The following is an 18,855-nucleotide window of genomic DNA, read 5'->3' as shown; positions in this document are numbered from 1 at the left end:
GCGATCGGATGGGTCATGCGACCGATCCGATCGCGACTCCGCGGCGAACTCCCTCCATGACGATGCCGTCGGCGCGGACCTTCGAGGTCGCCCTGAGCTCGCTCTTGGTGGGCCCACTCTCGGTCGGTCTGGGACTCGCGGCGGGCCACCTGGTCGCCGCCGCGATGACGCCGTCCGCCTCCCCGTTGCTCGCCGTCGGCTCGGCGGTGATCGATCGGACTCCGACGCCGCTGAAGGAATGGGCGATCGCGCACTTCGGCACCCACGACAAGATGATCCTGATCGACTCGGTCCTGCTGGTCGTGCTGTTCGTCTCCGTGCTGGTCGGGCCGCTCGTCCGCCGCGCGGCGCCGCCCGTTGCGGAGTGCTTCGTGATCATGCTCGCCGCGGTGCCGGCGGTCTGTGCCGTACGACGCCCGGCGGCTTCCCCGTTCGATGTCGTTCCCAGCGTGAGCGCTGCGATGGTCGCGGTCGGCTCACTGACGGCGCTGCGGGCGTTGGGATGGGCACGGCCTCGGCGCCGTCCACCTGCTGTCGGTCCGGAGCATGGTGCGGGCACGGCTCACCTCGACGCGCGGCCGCCCTCGAGGCGAGGAGTGCTGATCGGAGCCGGGGTCGGTGGCGGTGGCATCGTGGTACTGACCGGTCTCGGGCAATGGCTGGCTCGTCTGCGCAGCCGAGCCGAGGACATCGTCCTGCCGGCCCCGGCGTCGACCGCTGGCCGGTTCCCGGTTGGGATCGAGCGAATGGTCGACGGGGTCACGCCACTGCGGACCACGTGCGGAGACTTCTATCGCGTCGACACCCGACTCGACGTGCCGGTGATCGCGTCGGCGGATTGGTCACTGCACATCGACGGAGATGTGCACCAGGAGCTGCTCCTCGACTTCGAGCAGCTCCTGGCGATGCCACTCATCGAGCGTGACATCACGCTGACCTGCGTCTCGAACAGCGTCGGCGGACCGTACGTGGGAGGGGCGCGCTGGCTCGGCGTACGACTCACCGACCTGCTCGACCGGGCCGGGGTCGGTGACGCGGCGGACCAGATCCTGAGCACCGACGTGGACGGCATGACGATCAGCACGCCATTGGGCCCGGCCACCGATGGTCGGGACTCGATGATCGCCGTCGGGATGAACGGTGCCGTCCTGCCGCGCGAGCACGGATTCCCCGCGAGACTGATCGTCCCTGGGCTGTACGGCTTCATCGGCGCGACGAAGTGGCTGACCCGCATGACCCTGACCACCTACGCATCCCAGGACGCCTATTGGACACGGCGTGGCTGGGCGACGGACGCACCGATCAAGATCTCGAGCCGGATCGACACCCCGCGGGCGCTGGCCGGGCTCCGTCGGGGCGGCGTCGTCGTCGGAGGCGTCGCCTGGGCGCAAGAGAGCGGTGGCGTGCGGCGGGTGGAGGTGCGCGTCGACGGTGGAAGCTGGCAACACGCCCAGCTGGGACCCCGGGTGGCCGGCGACTACTGGCGGCAATGGTTCTGGCACTGGGCGGCGACACCCGGCAGCCACACTCTCTCCTGCCGCGCCGTCGACGGCGCAGGCGAGATCCAGACTGCGGCCCGCGCCAATCCGTTTCCCTCGGGGTCGAGCGGGATCCACACCGTCCAGGTCACCGTCTCCTGATCGCCGGTCCGACTCGATCTCTGAGGACGACACCAATCCGAGCGAGTCATCGTGACGAACCACCGATGACACCCAACCACTCGAAGAGGACGGACCCCATGACCCACGCAACTCGCCGTACTGGCGTCCTCACGGCCGTCGCCATCGCTCTCAGCGTGAGTGTGACCGCCTGTGGCAGCGACGACTCCACGACTGCCGGCTCAGGCGGCGGGGATACCGGCGCGGCCGGGTCGTCGGCCGCGGCCGGATCCGGCTCGGACATCGCAGATCGGACGTTCGGACCGGGCTGCTCCTCGATCCCCAGCTCCGGTTCGGGATCCTTCGACGGGATGGTCAAGGACCCGGTCGCCACCGCAGCCAGCAACAACCCGCTGCTCAGCACCCTGGTCACCGCGGTGACCAAGGCGGGACTGGTCGACACGCTCAACGGTGCCGACGGGCTGACCGTCTTCGCTCCGACGAACGACGCCTTCGCCAAGATTCCGGCCGCCCAGCTCAAGAAGGTGTTGGCGAACAAGAAGATGCTGACCGAGATCCTCACCCACCACGTGATCTCGGGCCAGCTCGCGCCGTCCTCGATCGATGGATCGCACACCACGCTGGACAAGGATCACGTGAAGGTCTCCGGGGGGACGGACGGCATGACCGTGGATGGTGCGAAGGTGTTGTGCGGCAACATTCCGACCGCCAACGCGACGGTCTATGTCATCGACACGGTCCTGATGCCGCAGGACATGTGAGTTGGGGCGCCCACTCCCTCTCATGATGACGGCAGAGTGTCCCTCGTGAACCACCTCGACCCGGTGCCCTCCGACGTCCCCGAGCGGGGGATGTCGGAGGGGCGTGTCCTGGCCGACCTGCTGCGCACGTGCGCACGTGGCGGCGATGCCGCGTTTGCGGATCTCTACGATCGCACCTCGGCGCGCGTCTACGGCCTGGTGCTCCGTGTGGTGCGTGACCCTGCGCAGGCTGAGGAGGTGACCCAGGAGTGCTTCCTGGAGATCTGGCGGACATCGAGCCGCTTCGAGCTCGCGCGCGGGAGTGCGCTTGCGTGGATGATGACCATCGCCCATCGTCGGGCGGTCGATCGGGTCCGCGCCGCGGAGTCGGCGCGGCAGCGTGAGACGGTGTACGAGGAGAGGAACCGGCCGGTGAACCACGACAGCACAGCGGAGGTGGTGCAGGCGTCCTTCGAGGCTCGTCGGGTCCGCTCCGCGCTGGCGGGGCTGACGCCGATCCAACGACAGGCCGTTGAGCTCGCCTATCTGGGCGGCTGTACCCACACCGAGGTGGCCGTCCTGCTCGACCTCCCGCTGGGCACCGCGAAGACGCGGATCCGGGACGGACTGATCCGACTGCGTGACGTCCTCGGGGTGGGGGGTGCCCGATGAGCGGCGATATCCATGCGCTCTCCGGCGCGTACGCCGTCGACGCACTCGAACCACCCGAGCGCGCCGAGTTCGAGCGACACCTCGCTGAGTGCGAGTCCTGCCGCGCCGAGGTCGCTGGGTTGCGTGAGACCGCCGCGATGCTGGCCGAGACGACAGCGACCCCACCGCCCGCCGCCCTGCGCGATCGGCTCATGGCCGACGCGGCCACGGTGCGTCCGCTCGCACCGCATCTGCCGATCCGGGGACGGGCGGAGACGGGCAGGTCGCGTGGGCGGCCGCGACGCCGATGGGCGGCGATCGTCGCGGTCGCGGCCGTGCTTGCGACCGGTGCGGTGGTCTGGCAGCCATGGACGGAGCCGTCCAGCCACCACGTTGCGCTCGTGGACCGGGTCGTGCACGCCTCCGATGTCGTGCGGACCCGGGTGCGGGCCGGCACCGGAGAGGTCACCGTCTATCGCTCGGCTTCGTTGGGTCGAGCGGCGATCGTCGCCCCGGAGTTGCACAGCCCCCCGACGGGGCATGTCTATGAGCTGTGGCTTCAAGACGCTGCTGGCCAGATGCAGCCAGCCGGGCTGACGCGCACGCTGACGACCCCGGTGCTGGTGACCGGTTCGACGACGGCCGCTGTCGGGATCGGCATCACCGTCGAGCCCGTCGGGGGATCGACACACCCCACCACCGACCCGTTGGCCCTGGTCACCTTCTGACCGGGTCACCCTCGCAAGTCGTCGTTTCGATGTCCCTTCGAGACCGTCCGAGACGGCCGGGACAAGCACCTCGACACCGTGCTCGAGTCGGCGCGCGGCGTCCCGGCGTCTTCGACGCCTACCGGACCACCCAGTAATCGAGTACCATCAAAGACTACGTGTACTCGGGAGGTGCAGTGTGGTGTTCTGGCTCGTTGCGGTGGCAGTGACAGTGGCCGTCGGTGCGGCCGTGTGGTGGGCCAGTGGCCGGGCGAAACCTGGCCCGAATGGGACCGCCAACCGATCTCGCAAGCTCCGGGAGCAGGGCACGGCGACGCTTTACCGTCCCGGCGGCGGAGACGGCGGGACCGGAGGTTTCTTTTGACCAGTCCATGCACTGCCGGACGCCTGCTCGTCAATGATTTATCTGAATGATTCGATAGAACGCTCTTACGGGAGCCATGGAGCCGTCCCGTAAGATGAGGAAACGTGTTTAAATTTCTAACGACCTCTCAACTCAAAAGGAGAGGACTTATATGAATCGGTCCACAGAAGCCCGGCGTGGTTGTTCCTTGTAAAGATTCTGATTCGATCGGGACGCTGAATAGTTCTCTTAGTGATGAGTGAATGCTGCCGCAACGACTGTTGCGGCAGCATTCACTATGTCGACTGGTGTGGCAGCCAAACCGATTGCAACGGCTGTACTAGCTCACACCCTCCCTACGGGCATCGAGCGTCAGAACAGTCAGTGGCGCTTCCGCCACCAGTTCCGCCCCCGTTGTAGCCTTCGGTTTGGGCATGGAAGGAATGTGAGACGCCACCGAACGTCAAGGCGACGGCGGCAATTGCTGCAACGATCAGTAGTGCGGTGAGTGTGCGCATGGTTAGCGACTCGATAGACATGACCACTTCCTTTAATCGAAACTGACACTCTCTCTGCAGCATAGGTTGGCGATGGGAGTTCCCGCAAGGCCCGCGCCGATCAGCGGGCTGGGGGAGTGGGTTGTCGATGGCGTCTCGTGCAGGGACCCTGACGAGGCATGCAAGGGCTCATCGGCGGGCGTCGATGAGGGACAAGGACCACGTGTCTTGGACCAGGTTGCGGTGAAGCCGCCAATGAGATCGAGGTCATGCTGAAAGTCGGTGTGCGGTGTCTCCGGAGTCTTCACCTACTGGATCACCCAATAGCGTCAGCGATCGGTGGGGTACGGAACACCGACGACCTTGATGGTCTCGACCCGACGTCGCCCGCGACGGCTACCGGACCAACGAGAACAGAGCCGCGGGTCGAGTGGCGATGAACGGTCGGTCGAGTAGCGACGACTTAGGCTCCCGACCGACGGCGTGTGAGCGTGCCGGGGCGGCCGACGGTCAGGAGAAGTCGGCGGAGGCCCGCCGGGCCATCTCCAGGAACTGGCGGCGCGACTCGAGGTTCTCCTCCAGCGAGGTGATCCGGCGGGTGTCGCCCGCGGCGCGGGCGGCGTCGAGGTCGGCCTCGACCTGGGCGATCGCCGACTCGAGCTTGTTGATCATGTCGTCGGCACGGGCGGACTTCTCCGGGTCGGACTTGCGCCACTGCTCGTCCTCGGCCGCCTTGATCGCCTGCTCGACCCGTCGGATCCCGTTCTCCAGGTCCCGGATCCGCGCCCGCGGCACCTTGCCGGCCTCGTCCCAGCGGGCCGCGATCTCGCGGAAGTCGCGCTTGACGCCGTCCAGATCGCCGGCCTCGAGCCGGGGGAGCAATTCCTGTGCCTGGGCCAGCAACCGGTCCTTGACCTCGGCGTTCTCGGCGAACTCGGCGTCCATCGCGGCGGAGGCCGCGTCGCGGGCCCCGAAGAAGACGTCCTGTGCCGCACGGAATCGCTTCCACAACGCGTCGTCGATGTCCTTCGGCGCCGGGCCGGCCGCCTTCCACTGTCGCATCAGGTCGCGGTACTGACCGGCGGTCGGGCCCCAGTCGGTCGAGTCGGCCAGCGCCTCGGCCTCGACCACCAGCCGCTCCTTGATCACCCGTGCTCCCTCGCGCTTCTCGTTGAGCTCGGCGAAGTGCGCCTTGCGGCGCCGGGTGTACGCCGTCCGGGCGGTCGAGAACCGGCGCCAGAGTGCGTCGTCGCTGGCCCGATCGATCCGGGGGAGCGCCTTCCACTGCTCCAACAGCTCGCGCAACCGGTTGGCGCCGTTGCGCCAGTCGTTGCTCTCGGCGAGTCGCTCGGCCTCGCGGACCACCGCCTCCTTCTGCTCCCGGGTCTGCTCGGCGCGGGCGGCGCGCTCGGCCCGCCGGGCCTCACGCTGAGTGGCGATCACCGGAGTGAGCGCGTCCAGCCGGGCGGCGAGCGCGGCCAGGTCGCCGACCGCGTTGGCCTCGACCACCTTGGCCCGGACGATCTTGACCGCCTCGGTCGCCTCCTCCGGCGAGCTCTTGGTGGCATGCACCCGGCGCTCGAGCTGCTCCACCTCGAAGGCCAGCTGGTCGAACCGGTTGGTGAAGAAGGCCAACGCCTCCTCGGCCGACCCCTCGGGATACTGTCCGACGGCGCGCTCGCCGTCGGCGGTCTTCACGTAGACGGTCCCGTCGTCGTCGACCCGACCCCACTGCTCGCTGGTCACAGATGATTCCCATCGTCTTCTCGGCCGTCGTCTCGGCACGGGCCGGCACGTCTTTCGCCCGCCCATCGTAGTCAGAGACCGCGATGCGGCGCCGCCCCCCACTGGCCGATAGGCTGGCGCGGTGTTGATCGCCGGCTTCCCCGCAGGTCCCTGGGGCACCAACTGCTACCTGGCGGCGACCGCGCCGGGCAGTGAGTGCCTGGTGATCGATCCGGGCAAGGATGCCGCGCCGGGTATCGCCGAGGTGGTGCGCGAGCACCGACTCAAGCCGGTCGCCGTACTTCTCACCCACGGGCACATCGACCACATGTGGAGCGTGACGCCGGTCGCCGGCACCTACGACGCCACCGCCTGGATCCATCCGAGCGACCGGCATCTCCTCCGCGACCCGATGGCCGGGATGTCGCGCGAGTCCGCCGGCATGCTGCTCGGTGGCGACCATGAGTTCACCGAGCCGGACGACGTACGCGAGCTCGCCGACGGCGTCACCCTCGAGCTGGCCGGCCTCGCCCTCACCGTCGACCACACCCCCGGTCATACCGAGGGGTCGGTCACCTTCCGGACGCCCTACGACGTCCAGCCGGAGGTCAGCGAGGTCATGTTCTCCGGTGACCTGCTCTTCGCGGGCTCGATCGGGCGGACCGACCTCCCCGGCGGTGACCACGCCACGATGCTGCGCAGCCTCACCGACAAGGTGCTGCCGCTCGCCGACGACATCGTGGTGCTCCCCGGACACGGCGAGCAGACGTCCATCGGTCGCGAGCGCGCGACCAACCCCTTCCTGCTCGAGCTCCAGGACGGCGCCGAGGCGGGACGTATCACCAAAGGTCTGTGATCCATGAGCAACACGCTGGCGGCGCCCAAGGGCATCCCTGAATACCTTCCCCCCGTCTCCGCCGCCTGGCTGGCGATCAAGGAGGCCCTCGCCCGGCCGGCGGTTCTGGCGGGCTTCGGGTACGTCGAGCTGCCGGTCTTCGAGGAGACCGAGCTCTACGTGCGCGGGGTGGGCGAGTCCACCGACGTGGTCTCCAAGGAGATGTACACCTTCGCCGATCGCGGCGGCAGGTCGCTCACGCTGCGGCCCGAAGGCACCGCCGGCGTGATCCGGAGCGTCATCGAGCACCGGCTGGACCGGGGTCAGCTGCCGGTCAAGCTCTGGTACGTCGGCCCGTTCTTCCGCGCCGAACGACCTCAGCAGGGCCGTTACCGGCAGCTGCAGCAGTTCGGGGTGGAGGCGATCGGGTCGGACGACCCGGCCCTGGACGCCGAGGTGGTCGGCATCGCCGACGACGGCTATCGCTCGTTGGGCCTGACCGGCTACCGGCTGGAGCTGACCAGCCTCGGCTGCCGGGAGTGCCGGCCGGCGTACCGGGCGCTGCTCACCGACTTCCTGGCCGGCCTGGACCTCGACCAGCCGACACGCGAGCGCGCCCGGCTCAACCCGCTGCGGGTGCTCGACGACAAGCGGCCCGAGGTCCGTGCCCAGCTCCAGGACGCGCCACTCATGCTGGACCACCTCTGCGCGGACTGCGCGGCGCACTTCGCCGGCGTGCGCGAGCTGCTCGACCAGCGCGGCACGGCATACGTGATCAACCCGCTGCTGGTCCGCGGCCTCGACTACTACACCCGCACCACCTTCGAGTTCGTGCACGACGGTCTCGGCGCGCAGTCCGGGATCGGTGGCGGTGGCAGGTACGACGGTCTGATGGCCGAGCTCGGTGGCCAGGAGCTCTCCGGGATCGGTTTCGGACTCGGCGTGGACCGCACCCTGCTGGCCTGCGAGGCCGAGGGACTCATGCCGGGACCAGCGACGCCGTTGGACGTCTACCTGGTGCCGCTGGGTGCCGCCCGGGCCCACGCGCCGCGACTGGCGGGCGAGTTGCGGGCCGCGGGGCTGCGTACCGATCAGCTCTTCGGCGAGCGCGGGCTGAAGGGCGCGATGAAGCAGGCCGACCGCTCGGGTGCGCCGTACGTCGTCGTGGTCGGCGAGCGCGACCTGGCGTCCGGCGCCGCCCAGGTCAAGTCGATGGCCAGCGGCGAGCAGGTCGCCGTACCCCTCGACGGATTGGTCGGCTATCTCGACTCGGTGGTACGAACGACTGACTCGCCGGTTCTATGGACCGACTCGGCGGTTCCGGGGACCGACTCGACATCTCTCAAGGAGCAGCAGTGATCCGCACCCATGACGCCGGGACGTTGACCAAGGCCGACGTCGCCCAGACCGTGACCCTGGCCGGGTGGGTGGCCCGGCGCCGCGATCACGGCGGCGTGGCCTTCCTGGACCTGCGCGATGCCAGCGGCGTCGTGCAGGTCGTCGTACGGGACGAGGCGGTGGCGCACAGCCTGCGCAACGAGTACTGCCTCAAGGTCGTCGGCGAGGTGGTGGCCCGGACCGCGGAGAACGTCAACCCGCACCTGGCCACCGGCGAGATCGAGGTCACCGCCACCGAGATCGAGGTGCTCAGCCCGAGCGCGCCGCTGCCGTTCCCGGTCGACGACGCTGCCGCCCAGGGGGCCGGCGAGGTCGGCGAGGAGGCGCGGCTGAAGCATCGCTACCTCGACCTGCGCCGCTCCGGTCCCGGCCACGCGCTGCGGCTGCGCAGCAGGGTCAACAAGGCCGCCCGCGACGTGCTGTACGCCCATGACTTCGTCGAGATCGAGACCCCGACGCTGACCCGCTCCACCCCGGAGGGCGCCCGCGACTTCCTGGTCCCGGCCCGGCTCCAGCCCGGCAGCTGGTACGCGCTGCCGCAGAGCCCCCAGCTCTTCAAGCAGCTGCTCATGGTGGCCGGCATGGAGCGGTACTTCCAGATCGCCCGCTGCTACCGCGACGAGGACTTCCGCGCGGACCGGCAGCCGGAGTTCACCCAGCTCGACGTCGAGATGAGCTTCGTCGACCAGGACGACGTGATCGCGCTCGCCGAGGAGGTCATCTCCGCGCTGTGGCAGCTGATCGGGTACGACGTCCCCACCCCGCTGCCGCGGATGACGTACGCCGACGCGATGGCGAGGTACGGCTCGGACAAGCCGGACCTGCGCTTCGGGCTGGAGATCACCGAGTGCACCGAGTACTTCGCCGAGACGCCGTTCCGGGTCTTCCAGGCGCCGTACGTCGGCGCGGTGGTGATGCCGGGTGGTGGCAGTCAGCCTCGCCGTCAGCTCGACGCCTGGCAGGAGTGGGCCAAGCAGCGCGGCGCCCGGGGCCTGGCCTACGTGCTGGTCGCCGAGGACGGCACCCTGTCGGGGCCGGTGGCCAAGAACCTCTCCGAGACCGAGCTGGCCGGGCTCGCCGCCCACGTCGGCGCGAAGCCGGGCGACTGCATCTTCTTCGCCGCCGGCCTGCCCAAGCCCAGCCGCGCCCTGCTCGGCGCCGCCCGGCTGGAGATCGGCCACCGGGTCGGACTCGTCGACGAGGACGCCTGGAGCTTCTTGTGGGTGGTCGACGCGCCGCTCTTCGAGCCGGCCGACGAGGCCACCGCCGCCGGTGACGTGGCCGTCGGCGGTGGCGCCTGGACCGCGGTGCACCACGCCTTCACCGCTCCGCAGGACCTGGACGGCTTCGACGCCGACCCCGGCAGCGCGCTGGCCTGGGCCTACGACATCGTCTGCAACGGCAACGAGATCGGCGGCGGCTCGATCCGTATCCACGCCACCGACGTGCAGAAGCGGGTCTTCGAGGTGATGGGACTCGGGCCGGCGGAGGCCGAGGAGAAGTTCGGCTTCCTGCTGGAGGCGTTCAAGTACGGCGCCCCGCCACACGGCGGCATCGCCTTCGGCTGGGACCGCATCACCGCGCTGCTCGCCGGGATGGACTCGATCCGTGAGGTGATCGCCTTCCCCAAGTCCGGTGGCGGCTTCGACCCGCTCACCGCGGCCCCGGCGCCGATCAGCGCCGCGCAGCGCAAGGAGGCCGGTGTGGACGCCGTACCGGAGGAAGTGCTCGGGTCGAAGGGCTGATCTGGCGAAACATCTCGCACAGGTTGAGACCAGATCGTTACGTCTTGAAGCCCACGCGGGCCGCCTGTGTCGCTTAAGGTCTCTGCGGAAGCTATCCCGGAGGTGCCTCGGCGCGCGGACGCGTCGAGGGGTCCTCCCGGCACGACAGAGGAGCCATGACCGTCCAGGCCTCGAGCATCGAGAGTGAGAACCTCCCGGACCCTGGGAAGACCCAGGGCGAACCGGAAGAGGTCGCCGGCAGGTCGCCGACGCAGTTGGCCATCGGGCGCTTCCGCAAGGACCGGCTCTCGATGGTCTCGTTCGTGGTCGTCGTACTGGTGCTGGTGGCCGCGATCGCCGCGCCCATCCTGGTCCATCTCGGCGTCCTGGATCCGTACACGTACCACAACAGCGGCAAGGGCAACCTGCTGGACGAGAACACCCTGCCGAAGGGTGGCTTCGGCGGGATCTCGTGGTCGCATCCGCTCGGCGTGGAGCCCGGCACCGGCCGGGACGCGCTGTCCCGATTCTGGTACGGCATCACCTTCTCGCTGGTGATCGGCCTGCTGGCCTGCCTGATCGCGGTCGTGCTGGGAGCGATCCTTGGCATCATCGCCGGCTTCAGCCGGAGCTGGGCCGACACGATCATCGGCCGCGCGATCGACCTGACGCTCTCCTTCCCGCAGACCCTGATGCTGCTGGCGCTCTCCTCGACCGGGCTGCTGCTGATCACCGACTACACCCCGATCCCGAGTGGCCCGATGGCGCAGGCGACGTACGCGATCCTGGTGCTCGGCATCTTCGGCTGGCCGGCGACGGCGCGGGTGGTGCGCGGCCAGGTGCTGAGCATCCGGGAGCGGGAGTTCATCGACGCGGCGGTCCTGCTGGGTGCCTCGAGGTGGCGGATCTACTTCAAGGAGATCCTGCCGAACCTGTGGGCGCCGCTGCTGGTGCTGTTCACCCTGACGATGCCGGCCTACGTCTCGGCCGAGGCGGCGCTGAGCTATCTGGGGGTCAGCATCAAGCCGCCGACCCCGACGCTGGGCAACGTGCTGCGCGACTCGCTGCAGTACGCGCAGGTCGACTTCATCTACTTCCTGATCCCGGCGCTGTTGATCGCGGTCATCGTGGTCTCCTTCAATCTTCTCGGGGATGGTCTGCGCGACGCGCTGGACCCGAAATCGAATAGGTGACCGGACTGATCCCGGGAGCCCTTCACAGATCTCGGTGGCAACCGGCCATCGACACGTTCGCCAACCTGGCGCGAACACACATCAAGGAGAGACAAATGGCGAAGCCTGTCAAGAGGCTGATGGCGGTCGGCGCCGTCGGCGCCCTGGCACTGGGGCTCGTTGCGTGTGGCGGAGGGAGCGACAACTCCTCGGGAGGCAGCTCGTCCTCCGGCTCGGGCTCGACCGGCACCAAGGGCGGCGAGCTGATCATCAGCCAGCAGGACCCGGTCGACCACTGGGATCCGCAGCGCACCTACACCGGTGTCGACCTTTCCAACGAGACGCGGCTCTTCTACCGCCAGCTGGTCGCCTACCCGGCCTCGTCGGACACCACCGAGGCCACTACGCCGGTGCCGGACCTGGCCACCGACACCGGGACGTCGTCGAAGGGCGGACGCCAGTGGCAGTTCACCCTGAAGAAGGGCGTCAAGTGGCAGGACGGCTCGGCGATCACCTGCGCGGACTTCCAGTACGGGGCGTCCCGGGTCTTCGCGACCGACACCATCACCGGCGGGCCGAACTACCTGCTGAACTACCTTGATGTGCCGCGCAAGTCCGACGGCACGCCGGTCTACGACGGCCCGTACAAGGGTGACGGCCAGGCCGGGTTCGACAAGGCGATCACCTGCTCGAACAACAACCGGACGATCACCTACAAGTTCAACAAGCCGTGGCCGGACTTCCCGCTGGCCGTCGCCTCGTTGCACATGATGGACCCGTACAAGAAGTCCGAGGACAAGGGCGCCAAGAACGACGACGTCGTCTTCTCCGACGGTCCGTACGAGGTCGGTCCGAACGGCTACGACCCGGACAAGGGCGGCACCTTCGTGCGCAACCCGAACTACGACGCCAGCACCGACAACCCGGACCTGCGGCAGGCGCTGCCGGACGAGATCACCTTCAAGTTCGGCGACACCCCGGAGACCATCTACGAGGAGCTCTTCGCGGACAGCGGCGACGCCCAGCGGATGATCTCGGAGAACCGGATCCCGACCTCGGACTTTGCCCGCATCTCCTCGGCCCAGGACCGCTACCTGCAGGTCGAGTCGCCGTACGTCGACTACGTGGTGCTGAACTTCAAGCGGTTGACCAACCCGCTGGTGCGCAAGGCGCTGGCCGCGTCGACCAACAGGGAGTCTTGGATCGCCGCCGGTGGCGGCGCCAAGGCCTACAAGGCCGCCACGTCGATCGTGAACCCGTCGGTGAAGGGCTATCAGTCCAACCCGGCCTTCTCCGGGTCGAACTCCGGTGACGTCGCCAAGGCGAAGCAGCTGCTCAAGCAGGCCGGCGTCTCCACGCCGTACCCGATCACCTTCACCTATCCGCAGAGCGACACGGTTGACAAGCAGGCGGCGGCGCTGGCGGACACCTGGGACAAGGCCGGCTTCAAGGTCACCCTCGACCCGCTGGGCGACGTCTACTACTCCAAGATCCAGAAGCCGAGCAACACCGCCGACGTGATCTGGGGTGGCTGGGGCGCCGACTGGCCGTCGGCCATCACCGTGACGCCGCCGCTGTTCGACAGCACGGTGAACTTCTCGGCCGACAGCAACGGTCAGGACTACGGCAACTACCAGAGCGCGGCGTTCAACAAGCTGGCCGAGAAGGCCCGCTCCGCGACCACGCTCACCCAGCAGACGAAGTACCTGCAGAAGGCCGACCTCCAGCTCGGCAAGGACACCGCCTACATCCCGTTGGAGATCTCGATCTTCAACTGGCTGCACGGCTCGAAGGTCACCGGCTTCACCACCACCGCGGCCTCCAGCAGCTTCCCGGACCTCGGTCCGATCGGCGTGGAGGACTGACGGCGGCGAAGCCCGCTCGTTGCTGAACCATCGGGTGGGGCCCCGGGACCCGGGGCCCCACCCGACCCAAGCGGCGTCGGCGCACACCGGTGTGCCGACGCTCCGATCCGCCCGGAGGGTTTGAACCGCGATGGTGGCCTACATCATCCGCCGCAGCATCATCGGCGTGATCATGTTGCTCGTGATGAGCTTCGTGACCTATATCTTCTTCTTCGCCTCACCCGTCGACCCCGCCCAGTTCGCCTGCGGCAAGAACTGCTCGCCCGAGCTGCGCGAGCAGGCCCGCAAGTCGCTCGGCTACGACCAGCCGGTGGTGGTGCAGTGGGGGCAGTTCCTGAAGGGTGTCGTCGTGGGACGCGACTTCCCGGTGGACGAGGAGCTGCGCGAGAAGAACCCGGACCAGGTGACGCACTGCAGCGCACCGTGCTTCGGGTTCTCGGTCTACAAGCAGGAGACGGTCAACCACGAGATCAAGGAGGCGGCGCCGGTCTCGATCTCGCTCGGCATCGCGGCGGTCCTGATCTGGTTGATCGTCGGCGTCCTGCTAGGCGTGATAGCCGCGATCTTCAAGGGGACGCTGATAGACCGCGGCGTGGTGGGACTCTCGCTGTTCCTCTATGCGTTCCCGACGTTCTTCATCGGCACCCTGCTGCTGACCTTCGTCTGTATCCAGTGGCATCTGTATCCGGTGCCCAGCTACACCTCGATCGCCGAGGGCGGGGTGGGCCAGTGGGCGGTGAACCTGCTGATGCCCGCGATCACGCTGGCGGTCTTCTACATGGCCGGATATGTCCGGATGACCCGGGCCTTCGTCCTGGAGTCGATGGGTGAGGACTACATCCGCACCGCCCGGGCCAAGGGCCTGCCGAAGTCGAAGGTGCTGTTCAAACACGGCCTGCGCGCGGCGCTGACCCCGCTGGTGACGATGGCGGGCCTGGACATCGCCGCGGTGCTCGGCGGCGCGATCATCACCGAGAGCCTGTTCAACTACGACGGCCTGGGCAAGCTGGCGGTGGACTCGAGCGCCGACTTCGACCTGCCGACGATCATCGGGCTGGTGCTGCTGCTGGGCGCCTTCGTGATCATCGCCAACATCATCGTCGACGTCCTGTACGCCGTGATCGATCCGCGCGTCCGCGTCGCGTAGCCGGGAAGAGGAACCCACAGATGACCGAGAACCCCTTCCTGTCGGTGCGTGACCTGCGCGTCCACTTCCCGACCGTCAACGGCATCGTCAAGGCGTGCGACGGTCTCTCCTTCGACGTCGAGCGTGGCAAGACGCTCGGCATCGTCGGCGAGTCCGGCTCCGGCAAGTCGGTCTCCAGCTCGGCGATCCTCGGGCTGCACCGCGGCACCAGCGCCCAGGTCAGCGGTGAGATCATGCTCGACGAGGTGGACCTGCTCGCCCTGGGCGACGAGCAGATGCGCCTGCGCCGGGGCCGGGACGTGGCGATGATCTTCCAGGACCCGCTGTCCGCGATGCACCCCTACTACACGGTCGGCAACCAGATCGCCGAGGCGTACCTGGTGCACAACGACGTCCGCAAGAGCGTGGCCCGCAAGCGGGCCATCGAGATGCTCGCCCGGGTCGGCATCCCGCGTCCCGACGTACGGGTGGACGACTATCCGCACCAGTTCTCCGGCGGCATGCGCCAGCGCGCGATGATCGCGATGGCACTGATCAACGACCCCGCACTGCTGATCGCCGACGAGCCGACCACCGCCCTCGACGTGACGGTGCAGGCGCAGATCCTCGATCTGCTGCAGGACCTGCAGCGCGAGTTCAACTCCGGGATCATCATCATCACCCACGACCTGGGCGTCGTCGCCGAGATGGCCGACGACGTGCTGGTGATGTACGCCGGCCGGGCGGTGGAGTACGGCCCCGGCAAGGAGATCCTCACCCACCCCGAGATGCCGTACACCTGGGGGCTGCTCTCCAGCGTCCCCGACCTGAGTGCGCCGACCGAGGCGAAGCTGATCCCGATCCGGGGGAACCCGCCGAGCCTGCTCAATCCGCCCCCCGGATGTGCCTTCCATCCGCGCTGCGACCACGTGGACAAGGTCCCCGGCGGACTCTGCTCCACGCTGCTGCCGGAGCTGAGCCCGGCGCAGAGCGGTGGCAATCACGTCAAGCGGTGTCATCTGGTGCGTCCCCGCGAGGTCTTCGAGAGTGAGATCCTCCCGGAGATCGCCCCTGACCTGGTCGAGGAGCAGTGATGACGGAACACACCCTGGAGCAGCCGGCCGCACCGTCGGCCAACGCCCAACCGGTGCTCTCGGTCGACGACCTCCGGATGTACTTCCCGGTCAAGGGCGGCGGCATCATCCGGCGCACCGTCGGGCAGGTCCAGGCGGTGGACGGCGTGTCGTTCCAGGTGGCCGAGGGCTCCTCGCTGGGACTCGTCGGCGAGTCCGGCTGCGGCAAGTCGACCACCGGTCGGCTGATCACCAGGCTCTACCGGCCCACCGGCGGTCGCATCGACTACGAGGGCCGGGACATCGCCGGCCTGTCGGCCCGCGAGCTGATGCCGTTGCGCCGCGAGATCCAGATGATCTTCCAGGACCCGGCCACCTCGCTGAACCCGCGGCACACGGTCGGCGCGATCATCGGTGCCCCGCTGCTGATCCACAAGGTGGTGCCCAAGGACAAGGTCCTGGAACGGGTCCGCGAGCTGCTCGACATCGTCGGCCTGAACCCGGAGCACTACAACCGCTATCCGCACGAGTTCTCCGGTGGCCAGCGCCAGCGCATCGGCATCGCCCGGGCGCTGACCCTGAACCCGAAGATCCTGGTGGCCGACGAGCCGGTCTCCGCGCTCGACGTCTCGATCCAGGCGCAGGTGATCAACCTGCTCCAGGAGATCCAGCGTGAGTTCAACGTCGCCTTCCTCTTCATCGCGCACGACCTGGCGGTGGTGCGTCACTTCTGCCCCGAGATCGCCGTGATGTACCTCGGCAAGATCGTGGAGATCGGTGATCGCGACACCATCTACTCCCACGCGCACCACCCCTACACCCAGGCGCTGCTGTCGGCGGTCCCGGACGTCAAGCAGGCTCAGATCGGCGGTCGCCGCGAGCGGATCCGGCTGAGCGGCGACGTGCCCTCGCCGATCAACCCGCCCTCGGGCTGCCGGTTCCGCACCCGCTGCTCGCTGGCGCAGGAGATCTGCTCGCGGCAAGAGCCCCCGCTCCTCCAGATCGGGCCTCAGCACAAGGTCGCCTGCCACTTCGCCGGCGAGCTGGGGAAGGCACCCGAGGAGCCGATCACCGCTCGGCTGCTCGGGGTCGACGACTCCGGTGCTCCGGACCCGGGCGCGAGCCCGGCCGAGATCCCGGGGGCCGGACCGGGATACGCGGACACCTGGTTCGACCTGGGGCAGCGGACGATGGGACGGGCGTAGCCGTCCGCCGAGCAGCGAGCACTGGTTCCGTCGGTCGAGTAGCGAGCGTGCTGATTCCGTCCGTCGGTCGAGTAGCGAGCGTGCTGATTCCGTCCGTCGGTCGAGTAGCGAGCGCTAGCGAGCGTATCGAGACCGCGGGATGGGCCGGTGCGGTCTCGATACGCCTCGCTCGTTCCTCGCGAGGGCTACTCGACCGGCGAAGGTCGGTCGACCGGCGACGTCGTGGTTCCCCGGGCTCACTAGGGTGAAGGCATGGACGGGCTCTTCGAGATGGGTGCCGCGGGCCGACCCGGCGCGGCGCGAGGCGGCTCGCTCTCCGACGCCGAGCACGCCGCGGCGCCGCTCGCCGTACGGATGCGCCCGCGCACCCTGGACGAGCTCGTCGGGCAGCCGCAGCTGCGCGCGCCGGGCTCGCCACTGCGACAGCTGATCGAAGGCGAGCAGTCGCTGTCGCTGCTGCTGTGGGGACCACCCGGCACCGGCAAGACCACCATCGCCTCGATCATCAGCCGACAGACCGAACGGCGGTTCGTGGAGGTCTCCGCGGTCTCCGCGGGCGTCAAGGAGGTGCGCTCGGCGATCGACGCGGCCCGCGCCGAGCTGGTCGCCACCGGGACCGAGACCGTCCTCTTCGTCGACGAGGTGCATCGGTTCAGCAAGGCGCAGCAGGACGCGCTCCTGCCCGGTGTCGAGAACCGGTGGGTGACCCTGGTGGCGGCCACCACCGAGAACCCGTTCTTCTCGGTCATCTCGCCGCTGCTCTCCCGCAGTCTGCTGCTGAGGCTGACCTCGCTCACCGACGACGATGTCCGCGAGGTCCTGGGCTCGGCGTTGAGCGATGAGCGGGGACTGGGCGGCCGGGTCTCGGCCACCGACGACGCCCTCGACCACCTGGTGCGGCTCGCCGGCGGGGACGCCCGCCGCTCGCTCACCTACCTGGAGGCGGCCGCCGGCGCCGCCGGTGCGGGCGGCGAGATCACCCTCGAGGTGGCCGAGACCGCCGTGGACCAGGCGGCGGTGCGCTACGACCGGCAGGGCGACCAGCACTACGACGTGACGAGCGCGTTCATCAAGTCGGTGCGCGGCTCGGACGCGGACGCCGCGCTGCACTACCTGGCGCGGATGCTGCAGGCGGGCGAGGACCCACGGTTCATCGCGCGCCGGCTGATGATCCTCGCCTCCGAGGACATCGGCCTGGCGGATCCGACCGCGCTGACCACGGCGGTGGCGGCGGCGCAGACGGTCCAGCTGATCGGGCTGCCCGAGGCCCAGCTGACCCTCGCGCACGCCACCATCGCCCTCGCGGTGGCACCGAAGTCGAACGCGGTGACCACCGCCATCGGCGCCGCGATCGCGGACGTCGATGCCGGCAAGATCGGCCCGGTGCCGACGCACCTGCGCGACGCGCACTACGCCGGCGCCAAGAAGCTCGGCCACGGCACCACGTACAAGTACGCCCACGACGAGCCGTTCGGCATCGCCGAGCAGGTCTACGCACCCGAGGTGGTCGCCGATGCGACCTACTACCAGCCGACCACGCACGGCGCCGAGGCGGCGATCAAGGAGCGCTGGGAGCGCGTCCGCCGGATCGTCCGAGGCGAGGCGTAGCCCGCCTCGCCTCAGCTGAGGATCAGATGCCAGTGCGGCTTGTGCGTGCTGACGTAGCTGCAGCGGTAGTGGTGATATCCGTCGTGGATGGCCTGGTGCCCGGTCGCCTGGCACGCGGCCGAGGTCTTGTACCACCCGCCGTTGTCGGCGCTGGCCGAGCCGGCCATGGCCAGTGAGGCGGTGCCCGCGGCGGCGGTGAGGGCGAGGGTGGCGAGGATCCTTCGAGTCATCATCTCTCCTGGGTCGTGTGAGTGGTTCCGGTGTTGCGATGCCGACGACGCCGGATCGGTTGTCACCAATCCTCGCGATAGGGTCGGGGACCATGACGAGTGAGTGGAGCCTGCCCGCGTGGGTGGTCGTCGTCCTCCTCGTGCTGGTCGCCGCGGCGGTTGCCCTGGCGGTCGTCTCGGTGGCCGTCTCCGGGCGTCGTACGGCGACGGTCCGGGCGGACGCCGAGGCCGAGGTCGGGGTGGCGCAGCGAGCCACCGCCGAGCTGGCGGCCCGGCTCGACGCGCTCGAGCGGCAGCTGCCGGCGGCGCGGCAGGG

General features: G+C 68.9%; 16 protein-coding genes. 14 read left to right on the top strand and 2 right to left on the bottom strand.

The window, feature by feature from the left end; all coding sequences use genetic code 11:
• The 4 genes from QM638_RS07010 to QM638_RS06995 all read left to right on the top strand — a co-directional run.
• Window positions 1-1,640: molybdopterin-dependent oxidoreductase (locus tag QM638_RS07010; RefSeq protein WP_415141238.1), on the top strand; the 1,640-nt coding region annotated here is incomplete at its 5' end.
• 98 nt (window positions 1,641-1,738) lie between these two features.
• Window positions 1,739-2,380, top strand: coding sequence for a fasciclin domain-containing protein (locus QM638_RS07005; protein WP_415141237.1), 642 nt, complete (start codon window positions 1,739-1,741; stop codon window positions 2,378-2,380).
• 45 nt (window positions 2,381-2,425) lie between these two features.
• Window positions 2,426-3,031, top strand: coding sequence for an ECF RNA polymerase sigma factor SigK (sigK, locus tag QM638_RS07000; RefSeq protein ID WP_415141236.1), 606 nt, complete (start codon window positions 2,426-2,428; stop codon window positions 3,029-3,031).
• Window positions 3,028-3,738: an anti-sigma factor domain-containing protein gene (locus QM638_RS06995; protein ID WP_415141235.1), complete on the top strand. Its 711-nt coding sequence runs from the start codon at window positions 3,028-3,030 to the stop codon at window positions 3,736-3,738. Before sigK ends, QM638_RS06995 begins: the two co-directional genes overlap by 4 nt.
• A gap of 1,350 nt (window positions 3,739-5,088) precedes the next feature.
• Here the strand turns inward: QM638_RS06995 and QM638_RS06990 are convergent.
• Window positions 5,089-6,324: a DUF349 domain-containing protein gene (locus tag QM638_RS06990; protein ID WP_415141234.1), complete on the bottom strand. Its 1,236-nt coding sequence runs from the start codon at window positions 6,322-6,324 to the stop codon at window positions 5,089-5,091.
• 121 nt (window positions 6,325-6,445) lie between these two features.
• Here QM638_RS06990 and QM638_RS06985 point away from each other — a divergent pair, with 121 nt between their 5' ends.
• The 9 genes from QM638_RS06985 (at window position 6,446) to QM638_RS06945 (ending at window position 18,309) form a co-directional block, all read left to right on the top strand.
• A complete protein-coding gene (locus QM638_RS06985) occupies window positions 6,446-7,159 on the top strand; it encodes an MBL fold metallo-hydrolase (protein WP_415141233.1) in 714 nt (237 codons plus the stop codon).
• A gap of 3 nt (window positions 7,160-7,162) precedes the next feature.
• Entirely contained in the window at window positions 7,163-8,497 is a 1,335-nt protein-coding gene (gene hisS / locus QM638_RS06980; protein WP_415141232.1) for a histidine--tRNA ligase, read from the top strand.
• Window positions 8,494-10,281, top strand: coding sequence for an aspartate--tRNA ligase (gene aspS / locus QM638_RS06975; protein WP_415141231.1), 1,788 nt, complete (start codon window positions 8,494-8,496; stop codon window positions 10,279-10,281). Before hisS ends, aspS begins: the two co-directional genes overlap by 4 nt.
• Window positions 10,282-10,436: 155 nt before the next feature.
• Entirely contained in the window at window positions 10,437-11,453 is a 1,017-nt protein-coding gene (locus tag QM638_RS06970; RefSeq protein WP_415141230.1) for an ABC transporter permease, read from the top strand.
• 95 nt (window positions 11,454-11,548) lie between these two features.
• On the top strand, window positions 11,549-13,297 hold the full coding sequence (locus tag QM638_RS06965) for an ABC transporter substrate-binding protein (protein ID WP_415141229.1): 1,749 nt from the start codon (window positions 11,549-11,551) through the stop codon (window positions 13,295-13,297).
• A gap of 130 nt (window positions 13,298-13,427) precedes the next feature.
• Window positions 13,428-14,444 carry an ABC transporter permease gene (locus QM638_RS06960; RefSeq protein WP_415141228.1) on the top strand — a complete coding sequence of 339 codons (1,017 nt, stop codon included), beginning with the start codon at window positions 13,428-13,430 and terminating at the stop codon, window positions 14,442-14,444.
• 20 nt (window positions 14,445-14,464) lie between these two features.
• On the top strand, window positions 14,465-15,517 hold the full coding sequence (locus tag QM638_RS06955; RefSeq protein ID WP_415141227.1) for an ABC transporter ATP-binding protein: 1,053 nt from the start codon (window positions 14,465-14,467) through the stop codon (window positions 15,515-15,517).
• Window positions 15,517-16,701: an ABC transporter ATP-binding protein gene (locus QM638_RS06950; protein WP_415141226.1), complete on the top strand. Its 1,185-nt coding sequence runs from the start codon at window positions 15,517-15,519 to the stop codon at window positions 16,699-16,701. Before QM638_RS06955 ends, QM638_RS06950 begins: the two co-directional genes overlap by 1 nt.
• A gap of 252 nt (window positions 16,702-16,953) precedes the next feature.
• Entirely contained in the window at window positions 16,954-18,309 is a 1,356-nt protein-coding gene (locus tag QM638_RS06945; protein WP_415141225.1) for a replication-associated recombination protein A, read from the top strand.
• 11 nt (window positions 18,310-18,320) lie between these two features.
• Here the strand turns inward: QM638_RS06945 and QM638_RS06940 are convergent, their stop codons facing one another.
• Complete coding sequence (locus tag QM638_RS06940; protein ID WP_415141224.1) at window positions 18,321-18,539, bottom strand: hypothetical protein; 219 nt, start codon at window positions 18,537-18,539, stop codon at window positions 18,321-18,323.
• A 92-nt stretch (window positions 18,540-18,631) separates the two neighbouring features.
• On the opposite strand from QM638_RS06940, the gene QM638_RS06935 reads away from it, so the two are divergent.
• Window positions 18,632-18,855 (top strand): hypothetical protein (locus QM638_RS06935; RefSeq protein WP_415141223.1); only part of this gene is annotated, 224 nt, incomplete at its 3' end.

It is taken from the genome of Nocardioides sp. (assembly GCF_047606145.1).
Taxonomy (GTDB): Bacteria; Actinomycetota; Actinomycetes; order Propionibacteriales; family Nocardioidaceae; genus Nocardioides.
Note: the sequence above shows the minus strand (reverse complement) of the source record. Positions and strands in the feature narration are given on the sequence as shown.